15 protein-coding genes are annotated in these 24385 nt (G+C 47.7%); 3 read left to right on the top strand and 12 right to left on the bottom strand.

The window, feature by feature from the left end; translation table 11 throughout:
* Positions 1-131 precede the first annotated feature (131 nt).
* From B5Z18_RS28760 to B5Z18_RS28730, 7 genes are all read right to left on the bottom strand, one after another.
* Entirely contained in the window at positions 132-1340 is a 1209-nt protein-coding gene (locus B5Z18_RS28760; protein ID WP_079473000.1) for a TlpA disulfide reductase family protein, read from the bottom strand.
* Between the two features lie 21 nt (positions 1341-1361).
* Positions 1362-2471 carry a TlpA disulfide reductase family protein gene (locus B5Z18_RS28755; RefSeq protein WP_079472999.1) on the bottom strand — a complete coding sequence of 370 codons (1110 nt, stop codon included), beginning with the start codon at positions 2469-2471 and terminating at the stop codon, positions 1362-1364.
* A gap of 14 nt (positions 2472-2485) precedes the next feature.
* A complete protein-coding gene (locus B5Z18_RS28750) occupies positions 2486-3571 on the bottom strand; it encodes a TlpA disulfide reductase family protein (protein WP_079472998.1) in 1086 nt (361 codons plus the stop codon).
* A gap of 19 nt (positions 3572-3590) precedes the next feature.
* Positions 3591-5012: a RagB/SusD family nutrient uptake outer membrane protein gene (locus tag B5Z18_RS28745; protein WP_079472997.1), complete on the bottom strand. Its 1422-nt coding sequence runs from the start codon at positions 5010-5012 to the stop codon at positions 3591-3593.
* An 18-nt stretch (positions 5013-5030) separates the two neighbouring features.
* Positions 5031-8450: a TonB-dependent receptor gene (locus B5Z18_RS28740; RefSeq protein ID WP_079472996.1), complete on the bottom strand. Its 3420-nt coding sequence runs from the start codon at positions 8448-8450 to the stop codon at positions 5031-5033.
* Between the two features lie 403 nt (positions 8451-8853).
* Complete coding sequence (locus B5Z18_RS28735) at positions 8854-9999, bottom strand: FecR family protein (protein ID WP_079472995.1); 1146 nt, start codon at positions 9997-9999, stop codon at positions 8854-8856.
* 88 nt (positions 10000-10087) lie between these two features.
* The gene (locus B5Z18_RS28730) at positions 10088-10642 is read right to left on the bottom strand and encodes a sigma-70 family RNA polymerase sigma factor (protein ID WP_079472994.1); all 555 of its coding nucleotides are present in this window, start codon (positions 10640-10642) and stop codon (positions 10088-10090) included.
* A gap of 158 nt (positions 10643-10800) precedes the next feature.
* Here B5Z18_RS28730 and B5Z18_RS28725 point away from each other — a divergent pair, with 158 nt between their 5' ends.
* The 3 genes from B5Z18_RS28725 to B5Z18_RS28715 all read left to right on the top strand — a co-directional run bounded on the left by B5Z18_RS28725 (position 10801) and on the right by B5Z18_RS28715 (position 13999).
* Positions 10801-11922, top strand: a complete 1122-nt coding sequence (locus B5Z18_RS28725) for a serine hydrolase domain-containing protein (protein WP_200817380.1) — start codon at positions 10801-10803, stop codon at positions 11920-11922.
* Between the two features lie 143 nt (positions 11923-12065).
* Positions 12066-13367 carry an AAA family ATPase gene (locus B5Z18_RS28720; RefSeq protein WP_079472993.1) on the top strand — a complete coding sequence of 434 codons (1302 nt, stop codon included), beginning with the start codon at positions 12066-12068 and terminating at the stop codon, positions 13365-13367.
* Positions 13364-13999, top strand: a complete 636-nt coding sequence (locus B5Z18_RS28715; protein WP_079472992.1) for an RloB family protein — start codon at positions 13364-13366, stop codon at positions 13997-13999. The genes B5Z18_RS28720 and B5Z18_RS28715 overlap by 4 nt, the downstream gene beginning before the upstream one ends.
* Positions 14000-14088: 89 nt before the next feature.
* Here the strand turns inward: B5Z18_RS28715 and B5Z18_RS28710 are convergent, their stop codons facing one another.
* The 5 genes from B5Z18_RS28710 to B5Z18_RS28690 form a co-directional block, all read right to left on the bottom strand.
* Positions 14089-16476, bottom strand: coding sequence for an ABC transporter permease (locus tag B5Z18_RS28710; protein ID WP_079472991.1), 2388 nt, complete (start codon positions 16474-16476; stop codon positions 14089-14091).
* Between the two features lie 267 nt (positions 16477-16743).
* Positions 16744-19974: a S41 family peptidase gene (locus tag B5Z18_RS28705; protein WP_079472990.1), complete on the bottom strand. Its 3231-nt coding sequence runs from the start codon at positions 19972-19974 to the stop codon at positions 16744-16746.
* A 261-nt stretch (positions 19975-20235) separates the two neighbouring features.
* Positions 20236-21078: a LamG domain-containing protein gene (locus B5Z18_RS28700; protein WP_079472989.1), complete on the bottom strand. Its 843-nt coding sequence runs from the start codon at positions 21076-21078 to the stop codon at positions 20236-20238.
* A gap of 37 nt (positions 21079-21115) precedes the next feature.
* Positions 21116-22666, bottom strand: coding sequence for a right-handed parallel beta-helix repeat-containing protein (locus B5Z18_RS28695; RefSeq protein ID WP_079472988.1), 1551 nt, complete (start codon positions 22664-22666; stop codon positions 21116-21118).
* Positions 22667-22688: 22 nt separating this feature from the next.
* Positions 22689-24359 carry a RagB/SusD family nutrient uptake outer membrane protein gene (locus tag B5Z18_RS28690; protein WP_079472987.1) on the bottom strand — a complete coding sequence of 557 codons (1671 nt, stop codon included), beginning with the start codon at positions 24357-24359 and terminating at the stop codon, positions 22689-22691.
* Positions 24360-24385 lie beyond the last annotated feature (26 nt).

Below are 24385 nucleotides of genomic sequence, written 5' to 3'. Positions count from 1 at the left end.
GCGTTCTTTGTGAAGATGTTGCGGAGAAAGATATTGTATATCAATGTTTTACGCATACCATCAAAGATAACCCTGACCGGCGGAAATACCAAAAAAAATCCCCGCAGTTTTGCTGCGGGGACGTTTTTTGTTTATGCGCCAAAAATCTCTTTCAGTTTCTTATTCATGGCTTCATCGTCTTCCCCGCCACCGCCGTAGCGGCCGATGATCACGCCATTGGGATCGATCAGGATTTTGGTGGGGAGAGAATGGATGCCGTAGTAGTCGCTCACATCTTCAGGGTTGGGCAGGTTCTTTTCGCGCTTGCTCCAGTCGAGCCCGCGGAGTACATGCCGCCAGATGCCGATACCGTCCTGGTTAACGGCTTTTTTCCAGGCTTCATGATTGGAATCGTCGTCGGAAATGCCGATGATTTCAAAGCCTTTGGCGCTGTATTTACTATATAGCTCCTTCAGGTGGGGATTGCCTTTGCGGCAGGGACCACACCAGCTGGCCCAGAAGTCGAGCATCACATATTTGCCTTTGAACTCCGCCAGACTGATACTTTTACCATTGATATCGGTTTTGGTGAACTCGTGGGCAGGGCTGCCGGGGGAGCCTGCACGCAGGCCATCCAGTTCCTTCCTGATTTCAAGGCCATCGACGCTTTGCTGCATGGCAGGCGACATTTTTGCATAAAAGGCTTCGCCTTCCTGCAAAGGCATGTTGCTTACGCGGAAGCGAAGCAGCTGTGCAGATACGTAAGCGTTGGGATGCCGGGTGACAAAGGCTTTATCTGTTTTTTCCATGGCCTCATAGTAAGGCTCCATCTGGTCTTTCAGCTTATCCAGCTTTGTTTTATAGGATTCCAGCGTTGCCTCAGGCTTCTTTGCTCTGATGGCGGCAATGTATTCTTTATTCAGCTTATTAAAAGCGTCCGATAACGGCTGGAGCTTTTTCTGGACAGGTGCGCGGGCAGCGGTGAGCAGATCCTGGTCCAGCTGGGATTTGGAGCCGATGAGTTTTGCTTCCTTCAGCCGCCCGGTGGCGGATGTCAGCTTCATAGAGGCTGCTTCCATGAAGAAGGAGGCCATGTCTCCTTCGCCGTACATGGCGGCGTTTTTATCTAAATAAAGACGTCCTTCTACCGGCTGCACCAGTTTACCACTGAAAGTGAACTGCCCGTTTTTCGACAATGCGCTGTCGGTCCGGTATTCCTTGTCGCCTTCCGCATAACTGAGGTACACGTAGCGATTGGGCAGGCCCTTAATATCTCCCGTAAGGGTAAATGGTAACTTTTCCTGCGCCTGTGCCCCGAATTGCAGGGCTATAAAAGGAAGGGCAATGAGACTATATTTCATGCTGCTGTTTTTTTGAGATGATTATAACACTTCCGCGAGTTTCTTCTCCAGTTCCTCACCGCGCAGATTTTTGGCGATAATTTTACCGGTTGGATCTACGAGGAAGTTAGCCGGAATACCATGGATATCATACTGTTTGGCTACGGCGTTGTTCCAGAATTTCAGATCAGACACGTGTGTCCAGGTAAGGTTATCCTGGTGGATGGCGTTGAGCCACTTTTCTTTGCCATTGGGCTGGTCCAGCGATATGCCGAGTACGGTGAAATTTTTACTGTTGTATTTCTTAAAGGCTGCCACTACGTTTGGATTTTCTTCCCGGCAGGGGTGGCACCAGCTGGCCCAGAAATCCACGAGTACATATTTACCGCGGAAATCTTTTAAGGAAACGGGGTTGCCTAATGTATCGTTTTGGGTGAAGTCGGGCGCCATGCTGCCAATGCCGGTGAGTTTATTCACGCGGATGCTGTGGGCAATCCGTTTTGCAGGGCCGTTTTCCTTTGCGGCGGCAGACAATTTATTAAAGATACTTTCTTGTTCATCGAGTGGCACATCGTTGAGGTGCGACAGCAACGATGCGCTGATCCCGGATTTGGGATGTTGCAGGATCCATTGTTTAGTGAGGTTTGCGCTCTCTTCCTGCATCCTTTTCAATTCGGGTTGCAGGGCAGCCAGTCCGGCAGAATCCCTTGCTTCATATAATTTATTAGCCTGTTTGTAAAGGTCTTCCTGGCCTTTCAATCCGGGCGCCTGTTTCAGCATGGCCATGTATTCGTTGTTATCTTTTATGTATTGCGGGCCTGAGAAAACGGCATCCTTAAACATAGGTCCATCGCCTTTTACGGTGATGTTGCCTTTATCCAGATAATAAAAGATCATGTTATTGGCTTCATACTTTTTCCCGATCTGGATTATGTAGAAGTCGGCTTCGCCGGGGGCGATGTTTGTTTTGATGGTGAATCCGCCGGCGGTGGTTTGTACCGAATCGCGGCGGTCGTCGTTGCCCTGTGAGCGCCAGTATACCCATTGTCCTGCGGGCAGGTCTTTGATGGTAGCGGTGATGGTCGTGTTTTGCTGTGCATGGGCCGCTGCGGTAATTAATGCAGCTGCCAGTAAGGTGGTTATTTTTTTCATACCTGCGTTGTTTTTTACTTTAATATTTCAGCCAGTTTGGTATGCAGTGCGGCTCCTCTTAATTCTTTGGCGATGATGATGCCCTGCGGGTCTATCAGGAACGACGACGGGATGGCCTGGATACCGTATTCCTGCGCTACCTCGTTGCGGAAGCCTTTCAGGTCGGATACCTGCATCCAGGGCATGCCATCCTGCTTAATAGCTTCTTTCCATTTATCGGCCTTATCATCGAGCGATACGCCGAGAACGGTGAAGTTTTTGTCTTTGAATTTGTTGTAAGCCTTCAGCACGTTGGGGTTTTCCGCGCGACAGGGACCGCACCAGCTGGCCCAGAAATCGAGCAGTACGTATTTGCCTTTGAAGTCGGACAGGTGAATGGGTTTACCATCTACATCACCCTGGGTAAAATCGATCATCGGCTGACCGATAGCACTCTTTTTCAGCACGGCGAGACGCTTTGCCAGTCGTACGCCGGTAGCGGTTTGTTGTGCTGCCGGTGTGAGTGTACGGAACATACTATCTACCGGTGCGTATTCTCCCATCACCGCCATATCGGCCACCATGCTTACACTCAGCGCGCTTTCCGGATGCGCTTTGATGTATGCTTTGGTACGGCCACGGCGTTGATTGCGCAGGGATTCGAGTGTTGCTTCCAGCGCTGCTTTCGCGGTATCATTATCTTTTACCTCATCATACTTTGAATAGAGGGTATCTTCCTGGCTGGTGATATCCGTGATCGATTTTTTAAAGGCTTCGTAAGCATCCTGTGTAGCGGAGCCGGTGATCTTTATCTGGTCTGTTGAATCCATATTTCCGTTTACCTGTATGGCGGCATTTTCCATGAACAGTTCCAGGTAGCGGGTGGAGGTGCCGATATATATTTTTTGTGGCTCCGTGATGCTACCGGTCCAGGTGAAGCGCCCATCTTTTACCGGCACCGTATCTGTTTTAGCCGAATCGGCTACCGGTATGGAGATGAAAACAACGGAGTCTTTCAATCCGCGCAGTTCCGCTGTAATACTGGCAGACGGGGCTTTGGGCTGACTGCAGGCGGCGGCCAGCAGCAGCGTTGTAAACATGGTAGGTGTGTGGATCTTCATACTGAATATTTAAAGGTTATTATTGCTGATAGCCTGGGTTTTGCTCACCGATGGCCGGGTTGTTAAGAAATTCAGTGTGCGGGATAGGCATGATATATTTTACCTTATCGTTTGCCGTGGGCCTCAGTTCCTGTATCAGTGAAGAAGGGAGGCGCAACAGCGACAGCCACTCCTGTCCGTCTTCCCCCACAAGGTTGCGGGCCGTTTCGAGGTACAGCTGTTTGAGCATTTCATTTACGCTTGTCGCGTTATCGGCTGCCGAGAAATCTGTTACGCCGGCATGGCCCATGATATTTTTCAGGATATCGCGGGCGGCGGCGAGGCTGCCGCCGGAACGCACAATGGCTTCTGCTTTCAGGAGGTATACTTCTGTTAAGCGGAGCGCATAGGCTGTTTCTGATAATGGTGTCGGCGTGGATCCTTCCTTGATATATTTCAGGAAGTAGAAGGTACCGGCCGCATACCTGTTGGCCGAGCCTATCATCCAGGCGCCGCGGGGATCGTTCGCCAGCAGGGTTTTCAGCGCTGTTTTGGCTACATAGAGAAAAGATGCGCCTGGCCAGTACTGGCGACTGAGCAGGTAGTAGTAGCTTTCCTGGTTCTGCTGTGATTTAATGCCGAGTATTACTTCCGGGCTGGTGAGTCCTTTTACGTAAAAGATATCTTTCATCTGCGGCTCCAGGGTGTATGGGCTGTTGAGGATGATACTGTCTGCCAGCGCGGTTATCACGGGGTAATCAGCAGGTTGGCCGTGGCTCATGAGCACTTTCATTTTCAGGGCCATTGCTGCCCAGCGGGTAGCGTAAAATGCTTTGTTTTGTGCCGGGGCATTGGCGATGGCATCGTCGAGGTCTGCGAGGATAGCGGTGTAGCTGTCTTTCACAGAACTACGTGCTTTTGCGGTGGCTCCTACTGTTACAAATTCATCGCGCAGCAGTGCGCCATACGGGCTGCTCAGATCGAACCACTGGCCGAAGTAGCTGAGTATTTTAAAATGGCCGTAAGCGCGCAGGAACCGTGCTTCTGCCAATACTTCTCTTTTACGGTTGTTGGTAAATGCTTTGTCTTCCAGCAGGGAAACGCCTTTTATAAGACCGTTTGCTGCGTTTATTAATTGATAGGAGGAAGTCCAGTAAATGCTGCTGAAGAAGGAGTTAGTATAATTGTTGTTTTCCGCATCATCTTCCCCGTAACCATATCCCATGTACCCCGCAAATACGGCAGGTGGTACTTCGTGTTCAAACCAATCTGTTACGTTATTGGCGGCGTCCACATTGGCAAAGCGGTAATAAACGCCATTAAGGGCGATTTCCGAGGTCCGTTGATCGATGATGGTATTACCATCTACCTTGGCATTTTCCGGTAATTTTCCCAGCTCCTTTTTGCAGGAAGTTCCTGCTATTAATATTGTGCCGAGCAGGGTATATATGATCCTTTTCATAAAATCTTTTTTGTTGTTTTAAAATCCAAAACGAAGACCGATGTTAAACTGCTTTGTTGTGGGGAAGGTGCTTACATCCGTGCTGCCGTTGATAAGGCTGTAGGGATTGTTGCTTACTTCCGGATCGGGCCCCGGGTACTTTGTTATGGTAAACAGGTTGGTAGCAGATGCGTACATGGAAGCATCCCTGATGTGCATTGAGGAAGCTATTCTTGCAGGCAGCTGGTAGGTAAGTGTAATGGATTTTAATTTGAGATAGGAACCATCGTAGATATCGTTGCTGGAAGGGCCGGTGGCATTTTCACCGAGCATGAGGCGCGGCCGGGTATTACTGTGGTTTTCCGGTGTCCATCGGTCTTTTATGCTCACCCCCCTGTTGGCATAGCTATCGAAATATTTATTCTGGATATCTGTGAGATAAAGCAGGTCTCCGCCATAGGAGAAGGTCAGTAAGGTGATCAGACTGAAATTCTTAAAGGTAAAAGTGTTGGTAAAGCCGCCGAAGAAGTCGGGCTGCGACTTTCCTATTACATCGCTTTTAAAGAATCCGTTGTCGCCGATTTCATACATCGGATCGCCGATGCCGAGGTATGGGGCAAAGTACCGGGCCAGGGTGAATTCTTTTTTATAGTCTTCCAGTTGCTTTGCATCCTGTATAATGCCTTTCATTTTATAGCCGTAGAAGAGGCCCAGGGGTTCCCCTTTTCTTACGATGCTGTTGCCCTGGATATAGGAGCTGATTTCCCCGGCATTGGTAAAGTCGTCGTTGATGTCGGTTACTTTGCTCCGGTTCCTGGAAATATTGATGGCGCCTGCCCACTGGAATTGTTTGCCTTTGATGAAATCCATGCGGAGGTCCAGCTCCAGTCCTTTGTTATTGATGGTGGCGAAATTGGAGATCACGCTGCTGTAAGATGAGCTGGGCGCCAGTTGTGTAGCCATTAACAGGCCGGTGGTATTTTTTTCGTAGTAGCCGAGCACACCGCGCAGGCGGGAGCCAAACAGTTCAAAGTCGAGGCCCAGATCTTTCTGCAGGGTAGATTCCCATTTAATTTTTTCATTACCCAGCTGTGTTGGAACGAGTGCGTTGACGCCGCCGTAGGAACCGGGTGTATACAAGGTATAATAGAGGTTATCGCCAAAATTCTGTGTACCGGTATAACCACCACTGGCTCTGAGTTTCAGTTCATTTACCCACGTTGCTTTTTTCATGAAGGGTTCTTCAGAAATGCGCCATGCTATACCGCCGGAGGGGAAGTAACCCACACGGTTATCTTTCGGGAATTTGGAAGATGCGTCTGAACGGCCGGTGAAGGTGAACAGGTATTTTTCTTTCAGTGCGTAGTTGGCGCGCATGTAGAAACTCAGCAGGGAGTTCTGGCCGGAGATACCGGTTCCGGGTAAAGTAACTGCTGCCGAGGAAAGGTTGTTCAGGTATTTATCGTCCGGAAAACCCTGTCCGCTGGCGGAAAAGGAGTTGTAGCGGTATTTCTGCCAGGAGGTACCGCCGAGGAGATTTAACCGGTTATTTTTATTGAACTGTTTATCCCAGGTAAGGGTATTTTCAAAGAAGAGGTTTACATCTTCTGTTTGCGACTGTGAGCCGGTGCCGCCATTGGAGTCGTCTACTCCGCTGGGGGACGCGATCACTGCCGAACTGGGTACATAGTTCAGCTGGTGGTAGTTGTTATAATTGACAGATACGGTAGATCTGAACTTCAGGTCTTTCAGTACGTCGTAGTCGCCGGAGAGAGATCCCAGGAGGGAAGATGTTTTTCCTTCGTTGATCCCATCCAGGAGGATCATCGGATTTTGATTGCCCTGGTAGTCGTACCCACCTATCTGCGAACCCAGGAAGCGGTAATAAGAGCCGTCGGGGTTGCGCTCAGGCAAGGTAGGCGGTGCAAAGAATGCCGCCGGATAAATACCGTTGGTGATATTATTTTTCGTGAAGCCGTAGTCGAGATTAGTGATGATCCTGAAGCGGCTGGTGATTTCATTATCGAGACTGATTTTACCGGAGATACGGGAGAAATCAGTTCCGAGCACTACGCCCTGCTGTTTGTTATATCCCAGTGAGGTATAGTACCGGGAGCCGGAGCCACCGCCACGCACGGAGATATCGGCGTTCTGTGAGGTAGCGTTACGGAGTACGAGGCCGAGCCAGTCGGTGTTAGCTGTACCAAGACCGGCAGGGTTCTTAATGATATTATCCGCCTTTGTGCTGGAAGCTTCGCCTGCTGCTGCGCGGGCGGTATTCAGGTTTACGGCGGCTTCTGTGAGCAGCGAGATATAATCCGTAGCGTTGAGCAGTTTTTCTTTGATGGGCGTGCTGACGCCTGCGTAGTAATTGGCTTCCAGCACTGGTTTCTGGTTCAGTTTACCTTTTTTGGTGTTGATAATAATAACGCCGTTGGCTGCTTTGGAACCGTAGATAGCGGTAGCAGAAGCATCTTTCAGGATATCGATGCTTTCGATATCGTTGATATTTAACCCGGCGAGGCTGTTGAGGCCGCGGGAGAATGAACCGCTTACCGTGTTATTGGGATCATCGCTGCCGGCTCTTTCGATGGGGTTTACCACTTCCGCCTGGTTCTGGATGTACCTGTTTTGAATGGTTACCTGTACGCCATCGATGATGTAGAGGGGATCGTTGCCGCCGAGCAGGGAGGTACCACCACGGATGCGGATTTTTGCCACGCCGCCGGGGGAGCCGTCGGATTGGGTAACCTGTACGCCTGCAGCCTTACCGGCGAGCGCCTGGTCGATGCTCACGAAAGAGATGTTCTTTACTTCGTCTACGTTTACCGAGGCCACCGAGCCGGTGAGGTCTTTTCTTTTAGTGCTGCCGTAGCCTACTACCACGTATTGGTTCAGGTCATCTACTTTAGCTTTCAGTTCCACTTCGATGGTGAATTTGCCGCCCAAGCTAACGGTTTTGGATTCAAAGCCTACGCATGAAATGAGCAGCACTGCGCGCGCGTCGGTGTTACGAAGAATAAAGAACCCTGTTTGATCGGTGATAGCAGCCGTATTACTGCCTTTTACACGGACCGATACGCCCGGTACAGGATTACCTTTACTGTCCACTATTTTACCGCGCACATCTTCCGGGGGGAGTGCTTCCTCGTTGCTTTGGGTGGTTGCTTTCCTGGAAATAACGATGGTGTTGCCTTCTATGTCGAAGGTTAGCGGTTTATCCTTTAGCAATTTTCCCAGTGCCGCCTTTAGCGGAACTTCCCGGATCTCTGCCGACACAGGACTCACATCTGACAGATCTTTACTCCGGTAAAAAAACACGTACCCGGTTTGTTGTTTGATTACACTGAACAGTTGCTGCAGCGGCATATCCTTGCAGGACACTGTAACCGTTTGTGAAACTCCACTGGCACAAACGTGTAAAGCCAGTACCGTTAATAAAACTGCGGTCATTCTCATTACTCGCCAGATTTTGGTGACATAATTGGTCCCTGGTTGTGGGTACCTTCCAATAACAAGTGAACGAACCAATGACATGGAAAACCCATGCGGGTTGCGAACAACATTAATTTTCATACCTTAGATTGGTTTTTGGTTGACAAAATGTTTCTCATCCGCCTTTGCAGGCAGTGAAAAGCTTTCCTGAACAGGGTTAACCATTAATCAAAACCTGGTGCGGACGCCAATCTTGACACCAGGTTTTTTTTATGGATGAAACATAAGATCTCCGCGTCCGGTGGACCTCATCAATTCATAACATGATATTACTGGATAGCTATCTGTGCAGGCGTTGGTAAGCCTTGCAACATTGGTTGTTTCGCTGACGTTGGTGGTATCAGCTATGGTTGGTTATTGATTTAGCTTATGGATAAATAATGATCCGTCTCCCCTCCTCTACTTTAAAGTTTATTTTTGCCTGTGACAATACTTTTAACAATTGTTCCTGTGTAAGACTTCTTCCTATTTCCCCGGTAAATGTTTCTCCGGGTATTTTATCGCTGTATTTTACTTCTATATTATACCACCTGGATAATTGCCGCATTACGGTAGGGATATCCGCCTCTTCAAAAGAAAAATACCCGTTCTTCCAGGCAATGGCACTGTTTACATCTACCCTGCCCACTTTTATAATCCCGTCGCCTGCCGGTGTAGCCTTTGCCTGCTGACCGGGGTTGAGATGGCGCATCGCGCTGCTTGTTTTTACCAGCACCGCTCCTTCCAGCAGGGTGGTATTGATGGTGCTTTCATCTGCATAGGCATTGATATTGAAATGTGTGCCCAGCACCAATACTTCCATGTTGTTTACCTTTACGGTAAAAGGGCTTTCCACATCGCCGGCCACTTCAAAATATGCTTCGCCCGTGATACTCACCGTCCTCTCCTTTCCCGTAAACGCCGTGGGATAGCTGATAGATGAGCTGGCGTTCAGCCATACATCTGTGCCATCCGGCAGGGTGATTTTATACTGCCCGCCGCGGGGCGTGCGTAATACGTTATAAGCTACTGCAGATGCTGTTGCCTCCTCGTTTTTATATACGATTTGTCCGTGCGTGGTTTTCTCTACTTTACTATTCCCCTGCACCGTGAGTACCCCTGTACCCGCACTATCGAGGTTTACCACCGTTCCATCTGCCAGCGTGAGCGTGGCTTTATCGCTTCCGGGCATGATAGTCGCCGCTTTTTCTGCGAGCACCTGTTTTTTACCCGGCTGCCATACATAGAAGCTGGCGCCTGCCGTTACCAGCAATAATACGGCTGCTGCCACTCTCCATCCCTTGCGGCGTTGCATAGGCACTACCCGCGACGCCGGCGCTGTAGCCGCTATCAGCCGGTGGCGCATCCGTTGCTCCATTGCTGCTTCGGTTTCTGTTTCAGCTACGGTTAAGCGGGCCGTCAGGCTTTGCTCATCATACGCATTGTACCATTGCAGCAAACGGTCCTTCTCCTCGTCACTGGCCGCTCCGGCAAGGTACTTTTTTGATAGTATGGCCAGTTCATTCATTTCCATCCGTGATAATAATTTACAGGGTCCTATATAGTAATGTCCGGAAAGAAGGGTGCAACCCTACCTCCGGTAAAAAAAATTTATGGGTATTTTAAAAAAGGGCGTGAAAGTAGTTCCGGAACTGGAGCCGGAGTCGATGCAGGGCTTTGGTGATATGCTTTTCCACGGCTTTTTCGGAGATCTTCAGCTCGGTGGCGATTTCCCGGTTGCTCATGCCCATATTGCGGCTATAGTCGAATACAATGCGGCATTTTTCGGGCAGTTGCTTTAATTGTTCCTGCATGGATTGCTGGAGGAAATGCAGCTGGGCGGTGTCGTCTGTAACAGCCTGTACGGCTTCCGGGAGGGTTTCCACGGCTGCTAGGGGGATCATTTTTGACAATTGTGTAAATACGGCGTACCTGTTGGCAGTAGCCAGGTAGGCCGGCAGCGACCGGATGATGGTTTGCGATCTGCGTTGCCAAAGGCCGGTAAGTACGTCCTGGACCACATCTTCCGCCAGTTCACGGGAACGCAGGCGGTCGTAGGCCAATACGTACAAACGTTTCCAGTAACGGTTGTAAATTTCTGTAAAGGCGTTGTGATCATCTTTACCCATCAGCTGAACCAGCTCATCATCAGCATAGTAGGAGTAATCGCTCATCATCTCTTATAAAAATGCCTGCAATAATTAATGATCGGTTGATATTTCCGGAGATTGTTATGAACCCAAAGCTAAGGTATAAGGGGATGAGAAACAAGGGGGGAAGAGGGATTTGTTGATTGGAAGGAAACGAATTATCTTAATCTGCAAGTTTCAATTTTATGGATACTAAAACGACAGTAAGAGCTATTACCGTAGTGATTCTTTTTATCTTATCCGGTATGGGGCCGGGTATTTATGCCCAATCAACAGCTGACAAGGTAGATGCTTTCATAAAGACCGAGATGAGAACACGTTCCATTCCGGGATTACAGATGGCTGTTATTCAACATGGACAGATCGTAAAGACGGGCAACTACGGTTTGGCCAATGTGGAGTTCTCTGTTCCGGTAACGGATAGTACTGTATTCTCCATCAACTCTATCACCAAAGCTTTTACCGGGGTTGCAATTATGCAGTTGGTGGAGGAAGGGAAAGTGAATATTGAAGCCCCTGTTTCGCAGTACCTCGATAGTTTGCCCCTGGCCTGGCAAAAAGTTACTATACGGCAACTGATGGGGCATGTTTCAGGTCTTCCGGATGTTACAGATACTTTAACTGATGAATTAGTAAGTAAAAAGGGTGAGGATTCCGCCTGGGTAAAAGTAAAAAGCCTGCCCCTGTTCTTTCTGCCAGGCGAACGCTTTAATTACAACACCACCAATTACCTCCTGCTGGGAAAAATCATTGACAAATTAAGCGGTCAGCCATTCGTGCGCTTTATTCAACATAAACAATTAGAGGTAGCGAATATGCGGCAAACTACCTTTGGAAATTCCTTCGATGTAACACCAAAGAAAGCGCCTACTTATACTTATTATCACAGAAATGATAAAGGGGAATTTGTGAAGCAGCATCATTTGATGCAGACCTATGAGGAATTCCCGGCGTTTCTACTGACCGATGCAGGGATGTTCAGTACAGCAAGAGAATTGGCCCGCTGGATCATGGCTTTGCAACAGGGTATGCTGCTGAAAGACAAAAAAAGTATTCACACCATGTGGACGCCTGTGCGCCTCAACAACGGAACTCTTGACGGCTTTGGTGGCATTCTTAATGGTTATGCACTTGGATGGCCTGTTGTAGACCGGCCCAGGCATCCGGCTCTAGCCCCGATTGGAGGAGGGCGGGCCTCGTTGTTTATTTATCCGCAGGATGATGTTTCGATTATAATCCTGACCAATTTAACGGGATGTAGCCCGGAATCATTAGTGGAGGGAATGGCGAAGTATTATTTTAATTAAGGGGGAATAGTGAGGCTTCCCGTCATTTTTTATCAGATTTATATAAAAAAGTGCAATAAAACTACATAAATAGATATACAAACATACTAATATTGAATTTTTGTTGCTATTTTTGTAAATGAATTACATAATAACAACATAAAATGATAGTCAATTTTAGCATTGAAAACTTTGGCTCCATTAAGGATAAGCAAACACTTTCTTTTGAGGCGACCAAATCGTCACATCTTGAAAGTCAGTATATCGTTAATACGGGGGGAGTTAAATTATTAAAGCTGGCTTTAATTTATGGAGCAAATGCATCAGGCAAAACCACGATATTAAAGGCTTTGAATTTTTTAAGAAATATGGTTTTAGAGCCCGAAGGAAAGAAAACGAATGAGCTGGACTTTCATCCTTTTCTTTTTGATAGCCAAACGCCTAAACAAAATGCTGTTATTACGATAACGTTTGTTCAAAATGAAATAAGGTACTATTACGAAGTTGAGTTTTCACAAAAAGCAATTGTTGCCGAAAAGCTGGATTTCTTCCATCCTAATAAAGCGGGTGTTTTCAAAAGAAAAACAAACCTGGAAAACCAATTCACAGAGATCACTTTTGGCAGTAAGATTAAGATAGATAAAACTTCCGAAAAGATATTAGAATCAAACACTCTCTGGAACAATACTGTATTGGGTGGCTTTTTAAAAACAAACATTGAGTTGAAAGAATTAAAGGAGGCCACAGATTGGTTTAAACAATATTTGAAACCCCTGATTCTTACAACAACTGATTTAGAAGGCTATGTGACATCGCACATTGACAAGTCTACCATCTCAAAAGAGAACGTTGTCAACATTCTTAAAAAAGCTGATTTTAATATCTCAGATATACTCATTCAGGAAGAAGAAAGAGATATTCCTGAAGGTTTTATCACATTTATTGAAAACCAGCTGAATACTCCCAGTGATAAAATAAATGAACTAAAAACTAAAGGCAGGATCACCGCCAGAAAGTTAACATTCGAACACACCACAGAAGATAACAAAAAGTATACGTTGCTTTTTGACCTGGAGTCGCAGGGTACTAAAAGATATTATGGGTTTGCAGGCATACTGGCGCTGCTTATTAAAAACTCTGTTGCGTTTCCCATAGACGAACTTGAATCATCATTACATCCTGAATTGTATCGTCATTTCTTACTTTCATTTCTTTTGAATGCAGATAAATCTCAAATAATTGCAACAACGCATAACAGAGAAATATTAGACAATAGAGATATGCTCAGGGATGACGCCATTTGGATTACTGATAAAGATGAATCCTGCTCGACTACACTGTATTCGCTGGCCGACTTCGATAGTTCCGTAATCAGGGACACTACCAATAGATTAAATGTCTATAAAAGTGGTAAACTCGGTGGTGTTCCGAATTTAGGAGATTACTACATTGACATCGAAAAATGAGACAAAAAAGAGCTACTGCTGTAAAAGTCAGAAAAACATTTGCGGTTGTTGTGGATGGAGATACTGAAGTGTGGTATTTGCAAATGCTAAAGAGAAACGAAAGGTCCATTAATGTTAATATTGAGCCTAAGATCCCTCAAAAGAAAAGGCTTTCAGAACAATTTGAGATGGTGGTGAATCTGTCAGGAGATTACACTGAAGTGTTTTGGATAATTGATTTTGACACGCTTGTAAGTGAAGCTAAAGATGCAAAAAAAGGAGCAAAAAATTCCATTCAGGCATTTTTAGCGTATCGAAAGGAAATTAAATCAAAATACAGGAATATAACGGTGATAGTTAATAATCCCTGTCTTGAATTTTGGCTATTACTTCATTTTGAGCGTACATCAAAATATTTTAGCTCATGCGAAGGCGCTGAAAAGCAATTAAAAAAACATCTCAAAGACTATGAAAAGACACAAAAGTATTATACCAAACAGAATAATGATATTTACTTGCAGCTAAAGTCCCGATTAGCTACGGCAATAAACAATGCGAAACAACTGGGATGCTTTAATTCTGACAGCACAAATAAGGCAATGTCGGAAATGCAGTTATTTTTTGAAGCAGATGAGCTTGGACAGCTTTTTTAATAAGATCAAAAGCACCCGCTATCGAATAGAAATGGAGCCCCTACGCTATCCTGGCGCTCCATTCCAATCTCATCTCTCAAAAACACATACTATTCAGTACGCAATCTTTTTATCGGATTTGCATTAGCAGCCCTGTATACCTTTGTTCCAACAATAACACCGCAGCAGAGCAGCACAACCAGGAATGTACCGATGTAGGGCGCCGGTCCAATATCAGCATGATATTGATAGATAATCCCATAAATAAACTTGCCCGTAAACAAGTAGCCCAAAGCTGAACCAACTATAAATGCAACCAGGAGAATACGTATAAACTCCCGGTTGACTAACCCTATAATTTGCAGCACCGATGCACCCAGTACTTTGCGGATGCCGATTTCTTTACTTCGCTTGTCGATGTTCAATGAAATTTGTGCAAATAGGCCTGATGCTGATAAAAGCAATGTAACTACGGCCAGAAAAAATGCAATCAACCTGAATGCCTGCGTCATCCGGATCTCCTTTTCAATTAAATCTGATTGCAAATATCCACGGTATGGTACATTGGGGATCAATTTGTGCCAGGCTGCCTGCAAGTGCTGAGTTACCTGCGACAATCTATCTTTATCTGATCGAACAACCACAAACTTATAGTCCGCTGGTTTGGCCATACGTAACGCGCAAGGCGGCACAAGACCATGTAAGCCGTATTCCTTGTAATCGTTCACAACTCCGACAATTGTGTAATTGATACTGTCCAGGGTTACGCGATGACCAAGCGGCTCCTTTATCTGTAATCGTTGTAGAAAGGTTTGATTGACCAGGATGGATTCATCGGCATCAGCGCCGTTATCGTAAAAATGACGCCCCTGAAGCAAACGGATTCCCATCGTGTTAAGATAAGCCTCCCCTCCGACCTGCGCCACCTGTACCTGGGCTTGCCCATTTCCGGCTTTTGCCGTTTGGGTGTATGTGCCATCACCAATTTGTTGTACACATCCGGCCACGCTTTTAATTTCCGGGTACTGCTGAATTGCCTGGGTAAAAACCCCGTACTCCCGGGGATTGCTGATTTCTACAACGGCCACCTCATTGACAGCATAGCCAAAATCGACTTTCTTTTGAAATATGGCGTTCTGTGACATCACAATGCCCACCACCAGTGCGAAGCACGACAGGCTGAATTGTGAGATCAACAGGAAACGTGTAAAACGGTTGGAAGCCGCAAGTGAAGTTTTGCCTTTGAGAATCTGAACCGGCTGAAAGGAGCTAACGTACATAGCCGGGTACAGACCAGAGAAAATAGCACTGACGGCGGGAATTGATACCAGGAATAGCCAAAATCCGTAGTCCCTGCTATAGTCAGGTGAAAGTTCAACGTTGGTAAGTTGACTAACAGCCGGCAAGAGTAAATGAACAAACAACAACGCCAATACAGACGCTAACAGGCATAGAACAATATTCTCCGTTAAGAATTGACGGATTAACTGGCTCCTGAAACCTCCCATTACTTTACGGATACCGATCTCTTTTAACCGGCCACTGGCAAATGCAATAGAAATATTGGTGAAATTGAAACAGGTGATCATTAAAATAAACAACGACATGATGGCCGGAACTATAACGAGAACACCACGTGGATTGACCGTTAACTGGTTGCCATATACGTATCCCGGCATGTCAATATCCGAGGTGGTTGCCAACTCAGAGAAAGGTTGAAGGGAAAAGCCTTCTATAGGCCAATTGGAACGATTACGGTTATGAAGCGCTACATAGCTATTAAGATTAGCCACTACAAAACGGGCCGCCTGCTCATTTTTTAATTTCACAAATGTTGTAATGAGATCCGGGTTGGCCCAGTCGTCAGGGGCTATGTGCCCATTCACAAATCCATTGTCAAATGAGGTGATAATATCGAACTGAATACTTGAATTTGCCGGGATCTTCTGTGTTACAGCAGCAACCGTATATACCTTAGAACGGCCTTCCGGCCCAATGATCGTCAGCGACTGGCCCAGCGGCATTTGCTTTGGAAAGTATTTGTCTGCAAAATCTTCGCTGATTATTACCTGGTCTGGTTGACCAAAGCCTGACAGGTTACCGGATTTCAGGGGAAAAGTAAAGAAATCAAATAGTGATTTGTCAGCATAGTCAATCTGCTCATCGAAAGTATTCTCCTTAATTTTCACAACAACTGCCGCGCTACTAAGCCGGGCAACCTGTTCCACCCCGGCAGCTTCTTTCTGCATGGCCTGGGCTAAAGGTAAGGGTATAACGGCCCAGGGCTGCCTGCTTCCATCAACCAGGCGCACACTGTTCAGCCGGTAAATTTGTTCAGTGTGAACGTGATGCTGATCAAAGTTAGCCCTGTAGTTATAGTTGAGATACGCCAGGATACAACAGGCAATGGCAAAGCCTAAACCTACCACGTTGAGGACCACATAAATCTTGTTGCGCCAAAGAACACGTAGAGCGATCTTCAAGTAGTTCGAGAACATAAGGTTAATTTATACAGTTTAGTTCTATTACGCCAAACGGGATATTTTAAAGTCAGCGCCGGCATTTACCTGGGCGACAACTACCATACCACTTGTTACCTGTCTGTTAGCCCCGCTGTGGTGGCCATGTTTGCATTTCTGTGGCGGATACTTTATAAGTATTATGTACGGATACGGACGCGGGTGTTCGGTTTTAATGATCCATAGCTATTACAAAAAAAGCCCCTGCAGCATTCACTACAGGGGCTCTCCTATCATTAACCCATTTTATTTAATTTCCTGCAACATCTCCTTCACCGCAGCTTCCAGCTGGGCATCCTTACCCGCCAGGAACTCTTCATAACGAAGCGGCACCCTGATGTCCGGTTCTATCTGGAGGTTTTCGGTGGGGCGGCCTTCTTTACCGATAGTGCCTACCATTGGAATACCGAATACCATTGTTGGATCGATCTGTGTTTCCCACCAAACGGCGGTACCGGTGCCGGGTACGGGCATACCGATCAATTTACCGATGTTACCCTGTTTGTAAATGTATGGGAAGATGAAGGCATCGCTGTAGTTGCCTTCGCTCATGAGTACGCAGCTCGGCGCCTGCCATTGGCCGGTGGGTTCACCGCCTTTGAGCTTTTCGCCCTGTGGTGCAAACTCGAGGTACTTTTTACCACTGAGGAAGTTGTACAGGTCGTCATGCAGCCATCCGCCGCCGTTGAAGCGGGTATCTACGATGAGGGCTTTCTTATCGCGGTTGCGGCCCATTACCTCATCGTATACCGAACGGTAGCTGGCGTCGTTCATGCCTTGTACATGTACGTAGCCTACTTTACCGTTGCTGAGTTTATCTACCATTTCGCGGGTATGTTCTACCCAGCGTTTATACATGAGCGTAGTTTCTTCGCCGGCGGATATGGGCTTCACGGTTTCTTCCCAGCGCGCTTTGGTATCCGGGTTGTAGATGCTTACCAGGATGTTGTTTCCGGCCTTGCGGTTCAGTAACGACGCCCAGTCGGATGCAGCGGTGATGCTTTCGCCATCGATTTTTTCGATGATGTTACCTTTCTTCAGTTTGCTGGCGGCTTTATCAAAGGGGCCACCGGCGATGATGTCGTCTACTTTGAGGCCATCAGCAGTAGAGGTTTCATCATACAGTAAACCTAAGGATGCGGTAGCGTCGCCATTCAGCAGCTGGGGAGAGTAGCGGCCGCCGGTATGGGAGCCATTCAGTTCTCCGAGCAGTTCACTCAGCAGCTCTTCAAAATCATAGTTGTTGCTGATGTGCGGGAGGAAGCGGGCATAGTTATCGCCGTACATTTTCCAGTCGATGTTACGGATGGTTGGATCATAAAACTTCTCCTTTACCTGTTTCCATGCGTGCCAGAAAATATATTTACGTTCTTCATCCTGGTTGAGCGATAGTTCCGTGCTGATAGACACCGGCGTAATCTTGCCGCTGTTGGCGTCTACTTTTACTACGCTGCCACGGTTGCTGACGAAGATAGTGTTACCATCTTTGCTTAGTTCAATGCCGCCGGGTGTGCCGCCTAACTTAGCGAGGATCTTTGTTTCGCCGGTTCTTGGTTCTGTTACCCAGAGGTCGTATCCTTTTTCGAAAGCGGCCATGTAGTATAGCTTACCGGCATCTTTACTCAGCACATAATCGCTGATGGAAGCGCTGTTGATAGTAAGTTTTACTTTCCTGTTTTCGAGGTTATTGAAATCGGGATGGAATGCTTTTTTTGTGTCAGCAGAATCTTTGGCTTTCAGCGCAGAGTCTTTCGCTGCTTTGCCACCGGCTGCTTCTTTTTCTTTCAGGAGATTGAATTCATCTTTCGACAGCTTATAATTGTCGTAAGCTTCCTGGTCGAAGAAGATGGCGTAGATATCTACTTCCCGGCTGCCTTGCTGGGCGAGGGATTTACGACCTTCGCGGCTGCTGGTCCAGGTGAGCATTTTTCCGCTGGCGGCCCATTTGGTGTTGCCTTCGCCAAAGCCGCTGTTCACAGGGTAAATGGATGTTCCTTTACCATCGGTGGGGATGAGTGAAGCATTCTTTGTGATGAAATAACCCTGCTGGTCATCTGCAGCTATCCATTTGCCGTCCGGGCTCCATTCAAAGCTCCAGTCGCCATCCGAGTAGGAATGGTTGCGGCCTGAGGGCAACAGCGTGCGGCTTTTACCGGAGGCGATGTTAAATACTTTGAGGATATTACGGTTCTCCACATAGGCAATTTCTTTTCCATCCGGGGAAAACAGTGGCTGGAATTCTTCTGCTGATGTGGCGATCACCGGTTCTTCCTTCAGCAGGGTGGCGGCAAAAAAGTAGGGCTCTTCTTTGCGTACTTTGGTAGTCTGGTAGATGTCCCAGTTACCGTTGCGTTCTGCTGCATAGATGAGGCGTTTGCCATCGGGCGACCACTGCACCATTCTTTCCTGTTGGGGCGTATTGGTGATACGTTTGGTAAGATTGCCTTCCACACTGGTAACGAACACTTCCCCCCTGGCTACAAACGCCATTTCCTTCCCATCCGGGCTCATGGCAAATTCGGTGGTGTTGCCACTCACGGGTACATTTTTTACGGTACTGGCCCTGCCGTCGTTGAAGATGCTTATTTCCAGTTTACGTGGTTGTTCCCCTTCTTTCAGCGTATATATTTCACCGTTATAGGTAAAGCAAAGGGTGTTGTTATCTGCCCTGGAGAGGTTGCGCACCGGGTGTTTGGTAAAGGTGGTGAGCTGCTGCATACTGGCTTTATCTGTGAGCGCGCCTTTGAAGAGGTTCTGTGAGATACCGCCTTTTTCGCTGAGATAATAAATATCGTTGCCATTACCGAATACGGGTTCCCTGTCTTCCCCAATATATTCTGATACTTTTTCGTAGCTGCCTTTTGTAAGATCCATTACCCAGATATCACGGGTAACAGAGGACACGTGGTGTTTACGCATCGGATCTTCGTATCCTTTCCGGTCCTGGAAAATTACTTTATTGCCTGCTTTGTTATAATGCGCTACGTCGGCTCCTGCAGCGCTGAGCAGTGTTGCGCGGCCACCAGTTACCGGAACGGTATACATGTTCCTGAAGAGGCGGTAAGGAAACCTTACGCTGGCTGCGGGCGCGTTTCGTGCACTTCCGAACAGCACCTGTTTATTGTCGGTGGTGAAGTCGTAGGGGAAATCGCCGGCGCTGTTGCTGGTGAGGCGTACCGGTGCGCCGCCTGCGGCGGGCATCACAAATACATCGAAGTTGCCATAACGATCGCTGGCAAAGGCAATGTATTTGCCATCGTGACTCCATACCGGGAGCATGTCGTGGGCTTCATGAATGGTAAGTGGAACGGCCACTCCACCTTTGGTATCTACCCGGTAAATATCTCCTTTATAACCGAAGGCAATGGTGTTACCATCGGGAGAGATAGCGGGGTTCCTGAGCCATAGGGCATTTTCCTGGGCATAGGCAGTTGCGGCCATGAGGATGGCTGCACATCCGAATAATAATCTCTTCATAAGCGGTGATTAGAAATCTGTTGTTAGCCAGCTAAAGAAGCTGGTGCGCCAATGTATAAAAATAACTGCTTTTTATCAAGAGAGAAAGTGACCAGTGGTTATTTGAAGGTAAAGAGGATAAACCGCGGGCGGTACAAATGGGGCTGTAATACCAGTAGCGTTATCATCTCCCGTAAATTAGTATATATTCTGGGAGATAGTTTAATAAAAAAACCTTGCAGTAATAAGATACTGCAAGGTCTTCAGTAATATTACTTATTGCTACCAGGCGCGGTTGCGGCCAACGTAGATATTTTTAGCATTGTAATAAGTATCTCCGGCGGGACCACTGCTGCCGCTGGAGCCTTCCATCTGCATGTTGATGATAATATACATAGGCTTGTCTACAAAGTTGGCCACATGCATTCCTTTCCATACGTTGTCGATGTAATAATGAATGTTCACATCAGTAGCGCTTACTTTAGTGATCCAAACGCGGTAGTTGTGCCAGTTGCCGGGGGATGAAACATTTGTTAAGATACTGGACACATCCTGCCAGGTTCTGAAAGTATTCTGCCAGTTGGTAGCGTTTCCTTTGAACTCCAGGATATCGCTTTCCGGAGGCCAGCTGTTAACGCCGGTAAGCCAGAAGGCAGGCCAGGAACCGGCTACAGACGGCGCCTGAAAATCACCTTTTACTTCCCATTCCGGAAACTGGTCGTTGATCAGTACCTGTGCTTTGGCATGTACAGCACCGCTGTGATAATGAATAGGAAGATACGGATCGCTGCTGCTATTGCCTTCGTTCCAGTTGATGCGTGTGGCCTTAATAGTAAGGACTCCTGCGTTCAGGTAAATGTGATTATGATCAGAAGTGCTGCCGTACATACGTGCGGTACCGTTATGATCCGAACCCCAGGGATACAGGTAGTTCCAGGCTGCTTCAAATGCGCTGTAACTGGCAAATGAACTGTTGTCCAGCACGGTTTCCCAGGTGAGTGCGGCAGCTGCTTCCGTTTTTGTACGGGCTGATTCAACCGGCTGGAGTTTGTCGGCCGCCTGTTTTCCGCAGGACAGGATCATGGAACTGGTGAGCGCCAATAGGATTTTCATACTTGGTTTCATAAAGTGGAGTTTTTATGGTGAATAATAGAATACTTCCTTATTTCCCATCTACGCCTATATTGGGGGGTAACGATAACGGGGTCCCATACAGGTCTGTTGCTATTTTATCCGGTAGTGCAGCGCCTATTTTCAAAGCGGGAGAACCTGGCTGCAAACGAAAAACTTTCAGCGCTTCCATACCAGGCATGCCGGTTAACGGGGCTGCCTGGAATTGCGGATCTTTTGTAACAGCCGTTTTGTCGGCCGGCCGGTTAAGGTGTGTGCCGAAATAGAGATTGTTACTGTAGATATTACGTTTGCTTTTATTCATTATGTAATCTGCCGTGCTGCGGGTATAAAAAATGTTGTTGGCGAACCAGGTGCTATCGGCATAACCAAACCAGTTACCCATTTCCACCAGGGTGCTGTCCATTTTAATGTCTCTTTCCGGCAGATAGATAACGTTGTTGTATATACGCGTATTTACTACGGGGCCGGTTATATGAAAAACCGGCGCGAAGCCGGCATGTTTACCGGTAGTGCGCAGGCCATCGTTCATGCTAACATTATAACGGATGATGGTTCCTTTATTGCCGCAGCTCTGTGAAGCACCAGCGCTTCCGTCGTTACATACCAGTACAAAGCCGCCGTCGTTATCATGACTGTAATTATATTGTATCACGGTGTTATTGCAGTTCCAGTCGGAGTCAAAACCTTGTCCGTCCCACGGCGCTTTGTGATCGCTTACTTCATTGTATTGAATCAGTGCATTATCGCAGCTCCAGGGCCATATGCCTGCAGCCGATTCTGTATCGGGCAATAAGCGGGGGCAATCCCGCATGATATTGTACTCCACCAGTACGCCATCGCAGCCGGTGGGCACAATGCCATCGCCGGGTACACCTTCTATCAGGTTGCCGCGGATCACTACATGCTCGTTGGGGAACCAGTCTGTTCTGGACCAGTTGCCGTTAACGAGAATGCCGTTGCGCTGACAACGTTTGATAGTGCAATCTGCAATCAGGATGCTGTCGAATTTTGAGCGGGTATGCCGGCCGCCGTTACTGAAAATGATCCCTGCGCCGCCGCCATCATTCTTCACCAGGCTGCCGTTTACATCATGCACGTCGATATTCCTGAGATAGATGTTAGAGGCGATACCATAGTCAGATAACTGTACCTGTACTCCCGCGCGGTGCGCTTTAACGTCCGGGCCATAGTTGGAAATATCCAGGTTGCGGATCTCCCAACCTTCAGTATTCAGCAGGTATAACGTTGCTGGCATTACACCATTGCCCTGGATGCGTGGTTTGTATCCGTCGCCATACTGATCAATGGTGATCAGCTGCTGCGCGTGGCCGCTTCCCTGTGGCTTTAGCTGCCCTTCGTAGATGCGGCCTGCGCGGAAGCGGATCTGATCGCCCGGTTCAAAAACGTGGCTGTTCACCTGCTGTAAACTGCGCCAGGGTTGTTGTTCCGACAGTCCGTTGTTCGTGTCTTTACCGGTCAGCGCATCTATGTAATACGTGCGTGGTATGGCCGCAACAGCAGGTAAACTTACTATCATGACGAATAGCACCACGCTCTGAAAAACCTTTCTAATATTCATTTCAGTTATCTTTAAAATACATTTACCAGCCGGGTGTTTGTGTAAGGGCAGATGATTTCATTTTCTCCGCCTGTGGTATCGGATACCAGTACATTTTGGGCTGAAACACCCTTCCTTCCACCTCTACTTTTTCATACGTAAATGTAGCAGCGTTGGTGCGGGTAATGTTTACGCCATATACCGGTGTATTAAACAATGCCACACCCAGTTCCCAGCGGCGCACATCCCAATAGCGGTGTTCTTCAAAGGCCAATTCCACTCTTCTTTCATTGCGCAGTTTATCACGGAGAGTGGCTGTGTTCCATTGACCGGCCAGCAGCAGCGGCATCTTTACCGATGCGCGGTCACGTACTTTGTTAATGGCCTCAATGGCGGTTAAGCCAAAGCCCTGCGGGTCCTGATCGGGACCGTATGCCTCGTTCATGGCTTCCGCGTAATTAAGGTAAATTTCACCGAGCCGGAACAGGATCCAGGTGTGTACGCTGGTTTTATTCTGTACCAGGTCGAGGTTTTCATCCACGTACTTTTTCAGGTAGTAGCCTGTTTTAGTAGCGCGGTCTACTCCCCTGCCTTCGCGGCCGCCGGTATATGCTTCCACGGCGCGGCCTTTCCACTGGGAATTATTAAGGATCACGGTCATGGCTAAACGCGGATCGCGGTTATCGTATGGATGCGCGGCCTGATCGGGGTTACTCCAGTTAAAAGTGCTGCCATCAGTCATTTCATAGGCATCCACCAGGTTTTGCGTTGGTGTGGTGCCGCTGCCGCCGCCATCATAACCGATGGGATAGTTGGCCCGTTCAAAGCCATTGCCGGGAGCATAGCGATGCGCAAAAATGATTTCTTCACTGGTGGTGCTGCGGAACAGTGCGCGGTAATCATTTTCCAGCTGATAGGCATCCAGGTCGATCACTTCCTTTGCTGCTTTTGCGGCAGCTATCCAGCGCTCCTGTAAGTGTCCTTTATTATTGAGGGTACTTGCATAATAGAGAAGCATACGGCTTTTCAGCGCCAGTGCAGCGCCTTTGGTGGCCCTGCCAAGATCGTTATCAGACACAGTTACTTCCAGATGCGCAGCCGCGGAATCGCATTCCGATGTAATAAACTGTACGCATTCATCGTAGGTATTACGCGGCAGGTTGAGACTATCGGACAACGCCAGTGTTTTGGTAATGAGCGGTACGCCGCCATAGCGGGTTACCAGTTCAAAATAAAAGTAAGCGCGCAGGAAGCGGTTCTCATAGCGCCAGCGCTCCAGGTCGGCCGTCATGTTGCGGTACGTTTGCTGTGCGGTAGCGTCGGGGTTGAGCTTATACATGTTGAGATCCACATTACCGGATTGCTCCAGGTAAAGATTGGTACGACGTATAGCCGTGTAAGTGGTATTCCAGTTATCGTCCGGATTTATGTAAGGGTTCCAGCTGCCGTTATTGTAGCGTTGAATGGCGCTGCCTTCCCAGGTAAACTCAGCGTCGTCTGTGGCGGCGTCCAGCATGGCATTATCCAGCCGGTTAAAGCCATCGGGCAGGAAGCCGTAGGTACCTATGAGGAAGTCGCGGGTTCTGGCGTAGGAAGTAAATACTTCGTCTTTCGTCAGTTCTGTACTAATCTGTCTGTCCAGGAAATCTTTTTTACAGGAGGTTGTGATGAGTGTAACTGCTCCTGTAAAAAATAACCAAAACTTATATTTCATAACCTTGAAATTTTTTGTTGAGATGA

The organism is Chitinophaga ginsengisegetis, from assembly GCF_900168065.1.
Lineage (GTDB): Bacteria > Bacteroidota > Bacteroidia > Chitinophagales > Chitinophagaceae > Chitinophaga > Chitinophaga ginsengisegetis.
This window is presented reverse-complemented; position numbering and strand designations above follow the sequence as displayed.

What these genes read in the sequence shown, in the direction of transcription:
- B5Z18_RS28695 (WP_079472988.1), bottom strand. Translation starts at nt 22,666, where the DNA reads ATGAATATTAGAAAGGTTTTTCAGAGCGTGGTGCTATTCGTCATGATA.
- B5Z18_RS28720 (WP_079472993.1), top strand. Translation starts at nt 12,066, where the DNA reads ATGATAGTCAATTTTAGCATTGAAAACTTTGGCTCCATTAAGGATAAG.
- B5Z18_RS28760 (WP_079473000.1), bottom strand. Translation starts at nt 1,340, where the DNA reads ATGAAATATAGTCTCATTGCCCTTCCTTTTATAGCCCTGCAATTCGGG.
- B5Z18_RS28715 (WP_079472992.1), top strand. Translation starts at nt 13,364, where the DNA reads ATGAGACAAAAAAGAGCTACTGCTGTAAAAGTCAGAAAAACATTTGCG.
- B5Z18_RS28745 (WP_079472997.1), bottom strand. Translation starts at nt 5,012, where the DNA reads ATGAAAAGGATCATATATACCCTGCTCGGCACAATATTAATAGCAGGA.
- B5Z18_RS28730 (WP_079472994.1), bottom strand. Translation starts at nt 10,642, where the DNA reads ATGATGAGCGATTACTCCTACTATGCTGATGATGAGCTGGTTCAGCTG.
- B5Z18_RS28750 (WP_079472998.1), bottom strand. Translation starts at nt 3,571, where the DNA reads ATGAAGATCCACACACCTACCATGTTTACAACGCTGCTGCTGGCCGCC.
- B5Z18_RS28725 (WP_200817380.1), top strand. Translation starts at nt 10,801, where the DNA reads ATGGATACTAAAACGACAGTAAGAGCTATTACCGTAGTGATTCTTTTT.
- B5Z18_RS28740 (WP_079472996.1), bottom strand. Translation starts at nt 8,450, where the DNA reads ATGAGAATGACCGCAGTTTTATTAACGGTACTGGCTTTACACGTTTGT.
- B5Z18_RS28755 (WP_079472999.1), bottom strand. Translation starts at nt 2,471, where the DNA reads ATGAAAAAAATAACCACCTTACTGGCAGCTGCATTAATTACCGCAGCG.
- B5Z18_RS28710 (WP_079472991.1), bottom strand. Translation starts at nt 16,476, where the DNA reads ATGTTCTCGAACTACTTGAAGATCGCTCTACGTGTTCTTTGGCGCAAC.
- B5Z18_RS28705 (WP_079472990.1), bottom strand. Translation starts at nt 19,974, where the DNA reads ATGAAGAGATTATTATTCGGATGTGCAGCCATCCTCATGGCCGCAACT.
- B5Z18_RS28700 (WP_079472989.1), bottom strand. Translation starts at nt 21,078, where the DNA reads ATGAAACCAAGTATGAAAATCCTATTGGCGCTCACCAGTTCCATGATC.
- B5Z18_RS28735 (WP_079472995.1), bottom strand. Translation starts at nt 9,999, where the DNA reads ATGGAAATGAATGAACTGGCCATACTATCAAAAAAGTACCTTGCCGGA.
- B5Z18_RS28690 (WP_079472987.1), bottom strand. Translation starts at nt 24,359, where the DNA reads ATGAAATATAAGTTTTGGTTATTTTTTACAGGAGCAGTTACACTCATC.